Here is a 7,575-nt window from a genome sequence, read left to right on the forward strand (position 1 = left end):
CTTTTTGACATTCTACACAATAAGTATCAATAGTACCCTCAAAATTTTCTATTTCCAAAACTTGCTGCCAATTTGATTCGTCTATTTTAAAACTTTTATAGATAGGAACTTGTATAAAAAAAATTACAGGTTCTGGTAATGGTAAATCAGCATTTTCAATAATTCCCATGTTTATTTTCAATTGTAAAATAAATTACTATTATTAGGGTAAATTTTAGCTCAAAATTTACCATTTGAGCTAAAAAAGCTTTAAAGTTGAGAGCCGTTTCTCAAGTGTCACATCCCATCCCTGCACAAACTTATTGCGATATTGATTTCTCTGCCAACAATTCTGATACTGCTTCACCCTCACCCATGTTATCAGAATCACCAGATTTAGAAAAACCATCTGCTATATCTTTGATAAAACCAGCTATAGGTACTGCGACTAGCAAACCTAAGACTCCGCCAACATTGGTTCCTACAAGCAAAGCAATTAACACCCATATTGGTCTGATACCAGTAAATTTGCCCAAAAGTCGTGGTGCGATCGCCTGATCAATTAACTGGTCAATAACAACAGCTACTGCAAAAATCTTCACCGCTAGCCAAAAATCATGTGTGGCTATTATTAAAGTTATTACAACAAGACTAACGACATCGCCAAAGGGAATTAAACTCAAAAGCCCAACCCCTAAACCGAAAAGTAAAGCAAACTGGACTTGAAAAGCTAAAAACAATAATGTTAATGAAACTCCCATAAGCAAAGCTAAACTTCCCTGACCAATCAAGTAATTTTGAAAGTTTTGTTGAATAGATTGGCTTACCTTCTGAGCAAAACTTCCAGGTAGCTTTTTAAATATCCCCTCCCAAAGCCTTGGGCCATCTAACAACAGATAGAAAGTCACTACTATTGTGATTAATGCCTCAGAGATGCTATCAATCGTATCTATGAGAATGCTTAAAAGTTTATCTGAAAGAAACTCTAATTCAGTGGGTAATTGCTCAGTTAATCGGGTTAATAACTGTCTTAAATTCACATTTAATTTGTGCCTAAAAAACCAATCATTTAAAATTTGAAGTTTTTCTTCGCTAGAATCAATCCATTGGGGAACAACTTTCACCATCTCATTAAATTGCTCTAAAACAATGGGAACCAAAGTGATACCCAGAGCAACGATAATTACCAATGCTAATATAAAAACTAAGGCTACTGCATAGCCACGTTTAACTCCTCGCTTTTGGAGAATGGCAACAGGATAGTTTAAAACAAATGCAAGCAAAGTAGCTAAGACAAGAATTGTTACAACAGGTTGAAAGTTTTTAACCAGCAAAAATGCTAGCCAACCATTGAGAAACACTAGAGGAAATAACAGCGTAAAAATTAACCATCTAAGTAATTGATTCAGTGGAAAATTCATAATTAATTTACAAGCCAAAATTATTCTAGTTACTAGATTGAACCGAGTAATTAAATCTGCTCAAAAGGAAGTAGACAAGAAAAATCTTCTCCCATTCCCTACTCCCCATTATTCCTATTACTAACTTTCAGCAAAAGTTAAAAACTGCTCTTCACTTATTCGCCCTGCTTGATGCAAAGTATTAGTAATTTCCGAAATAGTTAAAACCGCATGACTGCGATAACCATTTTGCTGTAACCTATCTTTCACCCCTTGTTCATGGTCGATAAATACCACAATATCATCAACATTTAATCCTGCTGACTCCAACTTTCCTGCCCCTTCCATGACACTTTTACCACTGATGAGAATATCGTCAACCACTACAACTGTTTCACCAGGATGAAAGTTACCCTCAATTACTCTCCGAGTTCCGTGGGCTTTTACTTCTTTTCGGGGGAAAATCATTGGATAATGAAGGCGCAAAGCTAAACCAGTTGCAGTTGGTAAAGAACCATAGGGAATACCTGCTATTCTATCAAAATTCAGGTTCTTCAAAATATCCTCATAAGCTGTGAGAACTTGATTAAAAACTTGGGGATTGGAAATAATTTTGCGTAAGTCGATGTAATAAGGAAATATAGCTCCTGATGCTTGAACAAAGCTGCCAAACATAATGCAGTCAATATCATAAAGTTGTAAAATCAAATCTTGGTGGGGGTGCTGATTTAGGAAACAAACATCAGGGAACCACACAGAACATGTGGAATTTTCGTGGATAATTTCAGTTTTTATTTGATTAATTTCTGCGCGTAAAGACTGGACTTCCTCAGATAGTTGTGTGTTTCCCAACATATCTTGAGGAACAGGAATCAGTAAACCATCACCGTTAGCATTCAAACCTGCTTCTAAAATTTGTCTTAGGTTTAACCCCTCTGCCCAGATGCTACGCGCCATAATAATTCGTTCCGGGGCGATCGCTCGAATAAGTGCTAATACTTCAGGATTTGTAGTTCCCACTTCCAAACTCAATTGTTCTGGAGTCCCCCAGGTTTTTGATTCTTTTACCACCTGTAAATAAAGGGGTGATTCGTTTGTGGGATATTGCTGTAAAGCTTCTGCACCTGGATTAGAAGTACAACATAAAATAAACACCGCTTTATCAGGATAGACCAAAAAAGGTGCTACATGATCTTGTCCTGTATAGGGACTAAGAGTGATTGCATCTACCTGCCATTCTGTAAACACAGTCCGGGCAAAAATGGTACTAGTATTTAAGTCACTGTGTTTTGCATCTAAAATAACAGGGATGTGGGCTGGAATAGCTGCTAAAGTTTTGTACAGCAATTCTAAACCGGGAATACCTAATGCTTCGTAGAAGCCAAGTGTCGGTTTATAAGCACAAACGAAATCAGAAGTTTCAGCAATAATGAATTGCAACCACTTCCACAAACCAGTGATGAGTTCTTCAGATTCATAACGCACAGGCATCATCTCTGGATTTGGATCAAGTCCTACAAATAGTAAGCTTTGATTTTGCAATATATTCCGATTCAATTTATCAAAAAAGTTCATATTTTTAGTTTAAAAAAAGATTGTTTACCAAAACATTGATTCTGTTAATTCAGTACCACCAGCTTTCCCTCCTAATCGAGAGTGAATTACTACAAATAAGACAACCATCGGCACTGAGGCAAAGTGAACAATTCTCAATGCTTGCCAATCGCCAAACAAATCCACAATCCAGGGAAATTGAGCAGGTTTATACATTCCTATTCCTGTAAATAACGCCAGTAGTAAAATAGGAATAATTGCTGTATACACAATCCGATGCCAAGCATAAATTAGACGTTTGGAATTTTGACTTTTTTGTAATGCTTTGAGGTCATTAGCACCTACAAACCGATGTCGCCAACGCCGAGTAATTAAAATGTAAATTCCATACCACAAGAGATTAAGCGAAAATAGCCACATTGCTGCAAAATGCCAGTGTCTACCTCCTGCAAGCCAACCTCCTAAGGTAAATATCGGAGGAATGTGCAAACCTGCACGTCCACCAAAAACAGGATTGGCGTTGTAAATTTGTAATCCACTGGTGAGCATGATAAATAGACTAATGATGTTACAGGAGTGGAAAATTTTGGCTCCTATTGCTTGAGTGGGTGGCTTTCGAGTTTGAGAGGGAACGGTCGAAGTCATAGATTTTGAATCATAAAATTTGTTGTTTATAGCGGTTTTTAGTTAAGTGAGATACAAGAACCCCACCCCCAACCCCCTAAGAGCAAACGGGGAGCTTGCTCTGATGTACCTCATTTGATTAGGAAAAGCTATATTTGTCTTGGGTAAATAGTCTAGCAAGTTTGGGGATTATTACTTACCCTTATTTTCTCATTCTACGATTCATTTGAAACGTGGAATAAAAGATGCAACATATGGCAAAGGCGCACAAATGTCATTAGTGAACTCAGCTTGGGAACGAGGCTATCTCTCAAAGCTTCTTCTAGATAGGTTTTCAGCTTAAGTTGACACAATCGTTTAGCCTTTGAGCAAAATTCTATTTTTATCTCAAAAAAAGAGGGGTTTTTAAAACCACCCCCAATATTTCCTTACTGTCAAATTTTTTAAAACTTGTGAGATTATTAAGCTAATCGTCATTCTAGTTTTCCAGAATGATTCGCTTGTAGTAAGGGCTACCCTACGGGTTCTGCGAAGCAGTACAGCCCTGCTTTTATGCAACTTAAATGCTCATTAGCTTAAATATTGCTCAAAAGCTGGCGTGCTTTCTAATAGCTGTATAGTGTCTTACTGTTGTATTCATCTCAATGACTAACTCTGTGCCTTGACCTAATTGAGAATTACACTTAAGTTTACCTTGATGTTTTTCTACTATAATTTCCCGACTAATTGATAGTCCCAGCCCCTTACCTTTACCTACTAGTTTGGTGGTAAAAAATGGCTCAAATATCTGTTTTTTAATATGGGGAAGTATGCCTTTACCATTGTCATAAATACGAATTAGAACTTTGTGTTTTTTTCCTAGTAGTTTATCATTTACCCAAAGTTCATTACTATTGACTAATGATAAATGACTGCTAATAATTTCTGTATGAATAAAAATATTGGGAATAAAGGAATAATCATGTTTCATCCTTTCTTCTAAGGCATCAATGGCATTAGTTAAGATGTTCATGAATACCTGATTGAGATCACCAGGATAACACTCGATTAAGGGCAATTCCCCAAAGTTTCTAATTACTTCAATCCTGGCTCTATCAGGTTTTTCTTTTAAACGATGCTGCAAAATCCTCAGAACACTATCAAGTCCTTCATGCAGGTCAACCTTTTTCATTTGAGTTTCGTCAGACGTTGAAAAATTCCGCAGGGCGAAAACAATTTCTTTAACGCGTTCAGATCCGGCTCGCATTGACCACAGCAATTTTAAAAAGTCTGTCTTCACGAAACCAAGGTCGAGGCGTTGCAGATGTAAGGCAATAGCTGGAGTAGGTGTGGGATAGTGATGTTGGTAAAGTTCAATAATTCTGATTAAGTCTTCAGCATATTGACTTGCAGGATGGAGATTGCCGTAGATGAAGCTAACGGGGTTGTTAATTTCGTTAGCCATATCCGCCACCAGTTGACCGAGATTAGCCATTTTCTGGTTCTGCAATAACTGCTTTTGGGTATATTTGAGTTCTTCGAGGGTAGTTTCTAGCTGCTGTGATTTTTCCCTAACTTGGTCTTCGGTAGACTGGAGTTGTTCAAATAGTTGGTATTGTTGAGTAGCGATCGCTTTATCCTGAGTAATATCCTTGTGCGTCCCCGCCATCCGCACTGGCTTACCGAATTCATCCCACTGAAATATTTTCCCACAAGCTAGAATCCACTTCCACTCACCGGATTTAGTCAACATTCGCAATTCGACTTCAAACACAGGTGTGCATCCTTGCAGGTAATCGTGCAATACCTGGTGAATTATTGGTAAATCCTGTGGATGTACAAGTTGCTCAAAGGATTTATGCTCATTGTCGATTTCGTCTACTCCATACCCCAGAATGCCCTTCCACTGAGGATCGTAATAGGTTTTATTGGTTATTAGATTCCAATCCCACAACCCCAAGCCACTGGCTATTAATGCCATTTGTAAGGCGGCTTGTGAGGATTGAGAAGGATCTAAATTTTCTGGAGATGAATTTTTTTGTCCTTTTTGCAGTGGTTGTGATTCAGGGAAACTCTGGGAATCTTCTACTGATGGAGCTTCCAGTTCATGGGTAGCGGGTTCTTCTATATGCATAGCTGCTGGTACGATGAGGAAGATATCCTGTAGCCTGTGGCTCTCTCTTCGCTGTTTTAGCATCCTGACGATCTAGTTATGGACAAATCGTCTACTTGGTTGATTAGGCTGTAACTGCCCATATCATCAATTTGGATGGAATTTAGAAAAAGGTAATGCGATCGCAATAGCAATTTTTTAGAAAAAGCCACTACATTGTGTGCATCTACATTCTAAGATATGTCTAAAAAAAGTAGTTCAAATCACATATAATTACCTAAAAACTCAAAAAAATTTGTAAAAAAAAATTCTCTGCTGAAGTCACGTGAAATATTTCAGGATACAAAAAAATTGTCAAGCCTTGTTTGTAACTTTTTGGGAAACGACTGGCTGCTATCCAAACAAGGCAGGCTAGATTGAGTTCCAAAGAATAATGGTGCGATTGTGGCATGAAAGAGCTAAAGGGGTAGAAATTTGGCAAAAACTGCGTCTAGTTCTGGTTTATTCAACGGAAGTTCTTGTCCCGAGAAAACTGACTCAATCACCATTTAATATTGGTTTACCGATTAACTTACCTCCCTTTACAAAAGAGCAGGTGCTGGATTTGGCACTACGTCACGGCTTGGATTGGACAAATGGTAAAAACGTTGAGAGTTTGATGGCAGTGGTGGGAGGATATCCTTATTTGCTGCGATTGGCTTTATATCACCTTGTGGGTAAAGGGGGACTATAAGGGGATTTAGAACAGTTATTGCAACAAGCACCCACAGAAGCAGGAATTTATCACGAGTATTTAAGGCAGTTTGTCTTAGCGCTAGGAGATGAGCCAGAATTACAAGATGCTTTTTATGAGGTAATTAACGCTACAAGTTATGTGAAATTAGACCCAGCATTGGCATGTAAATTACAGAGTATGGGGCTAATTAATTTAGAAGGCGATCGCAGTACTCCTGCGTGTGAATTATATCGTTTATATTTCCGACAATATCTGAAAAAAAGTGAGGATTTTAACAATACTCGTGTTGAACCGTTGAAACAATAAAATCAACAGTTGCTTGTCCTCTCCAGCTTAGATGAACTAACTCACAAGCAAAAAGAATAGGACGCGATCGCGTTATAAAGGCGATCGCCTCTTCTAGCTTGGAACATTAGGCTTCATCTTGATATTCTTTGACTTTGGCATATAAACTGGCAACTGTTTCTTCAGCAAACAGTTTTTCTTTAAGTTCCAAATAATCGCTTTTACCTAGTTTACAAGCTGCCCAAAACTTCATTACCTTCGATGGTTCTAAGTGGGTGAGTAGAACCTGCATCACTTCTTGTAAATTTTGTTGTTCGTCAATAACTTTAATTTTAATTTCATCCCTATAAAATAAAATCAATTGGGTTGATTCCCTTGAGTGATAAATCTTGACAATGGTTGATTAGTCTCCGATCAAAAGTAATAAAATAATTAGTTTGGGAAGCCTCCGCACACGCTACATGAAGTGCATCAATAGGTTTAATTCCTTGTTGTTCTAGTTGATCTGCTCTACCTCTAATATTTTTATCTACTAATACTCTCAATGAAGCTATTTGTAAGTATCCGCAATTATATTCATCTCTCAACTCTCATAGGCGATCGCTTGTCGATTTACACTTGAAAGTAGAGAGCGTAGACGCTTCATCGGCGAAACACCATCATTCAACGTAAGATTAAACTGGTAATACAACGCGAGATTTCATGGCGATTAAGGTTTATTTTGAGCGACTATGTTGATCGAGCGATAAGCGATGTCGTCTACGACGAGCTATGCCTACGCTTTTCTTTCGGCTCAATGATATACCAAAATGAATGCGTGAATTACTCAAATGAGAAAGCAAACTGGGGTTTGAGTAAGTCAAAGCTGATTTTGCTTGCGGAAAACACTAAAATGAGAAAGCAAA

Annotated in this window: 6 protein-coding genes and 1 pseudogene; 1 reads left to right on the forward strand and 6 read right to left on the reverse strand. The window is 37.9% G+C overall.

Features of this window, described 5'->3' with window-relative positions; all coding sequences use genetic code 11:
* Window positions 1-299: 299 nt before the first annotated feature.
* The 4 genes from ACFFAP_RS33010 to ACFFAP_RS33025 form a co-directional block, all read right to left on the reverse strand.
* A complete protein-coding gene (locus ACFFAP_RS33010; protein ID WP_375515171.1) occupies window positions 300-1,400 on the reverse strand; it encodes an AI-2E family transporter in 1,101 nt (366 codons plus the stop codon).
* A gap of 120 nt (window positions 1,401-1,520) precedes the next feature.
* Window positions 1,521-2,954: a bifunctional orotidine-5'-phosphate decarboxylase/orotate phosphoribosyltransferase gene (locus ACFFAP_RS33015; protein WP_375515172.1), complete on the reverse strand. Its 1,434-nt coding sequence runs from the start codon at window positions 2,952-2,954 to the stop codon at window positions 1,521-1,523.
* A 24-nt stretch (window positions 2,955-2,978) separates the two neighbouring features.
* The gene (locus ACFFAP_RS33020) at window positions 2,979-3,578 is read right to left on the reverse strand and encodes a cytochrome b/b6 domain-containing protein (protein WP_375515173.1); all 600 of its coding nucleotides are present in this window, start codon (window positions 3,576-3,578) and stop codon (window positions 2,979-2,981) included.
* A 565-nt stretch (window positions 3,579-4,143) separates the two neighbouring features.
* Window positions 4,144-5,733 carry a PAS domain-containing protein gene (locus ACFFAP_RS33025; RefSeq protein ID WP_375515174.1) on the reverse strand — a complete coding sequence of 530 codons (1,590 nt, stop codon included), beginning with the start codon at window positions 5,731-5,733 and terminating at the stop codon, window positions 4,144-4,146.
* A gap of 349 nt (window positions 5,734-6,082) precedes the next feature.
* On the opposite strand from ACFFAP_RS33025, the pseudogene ACFFAP_RS33030 reads away from it, so the two are divergent.
* Window positions 6,083-6,691, forward strand: a pseudogene (locus ACFFAP_RS33030) (AAA-like domain-containing protein).
* A 106-nt stretch (window positions 6,692-6,797) separates the two neighbouring features.
* Here ACFFAP_RS33030 and ACFFAP_RS33035 read toward each other — a convergent pair.
* Entirely contained in the window at window positions 6,798-7,031 is a 234-nt protein-coding gene (locus tag ACFFAP_RS33035) for a hypothetical protein (RefSeq protein WP_375515175.1), read from the reverse strand.
* Complete coding sequence (locus ACFFAP_RS33040) at window positions 7,015-7,257, reverse strand: PIN domain-containing protein (protein WP_375515176.1); 243 nt, start codon at window positions 7,255-7,257, stop codon at window positions 7,015-7,017. Before ACFFAP_RS33040 ends, ACFFAP_RS33035 begins: the two co-directional genes overlap by 17 nt.
* Window positions 7,258-7,575 lie beyond the last annotated feature (318 nt).

The sequence above is a fragment of the uncultured Nostoc sp. genome, from assembly GCF_964245575.1.
In the GTDB taxonomy this organism is placed as follows: Bacteria; Cyanobacteriota; Cyanobacteriia; order Cyanobacteriales; family Nostocaceae; genus Nostoc.

What these genes read in the sequence shown, in the direction of transcription:
- ACFFAP_RS33010 (WP_375515171.1), bottom strand. Translation starts at nt 1,400, where the DNA reads ATGAATTTTCCACTGAATCAATTACTTAGATGGTTAATTTTTACGCTG.
- ACFFAP_RS33015 (WP_375515172.1), bottom strand. Translation starts at nt 2,954, where the DNA reads ATGAACTTTTTTGATAAATTGAATCGGAATATATTGCAAAATCAAAGC.
- ACFFAP_RS33020 (WP_375515173.1), bottom strand. Translation starts at nt 3,578, where the DNA reads ATGACTTCGACCGTTCCCTCTCAAACTCGAAAGCCACCCACTCAAGCA.
- ACFFAP_RS33025 (WP_375515174.1), bottom strand. Translation starts at nt 5,733, where the DNA reads ATGCTAAAACAGCGAAGAGAGAGCCACAGGCTACAGGATATCTTCCTC.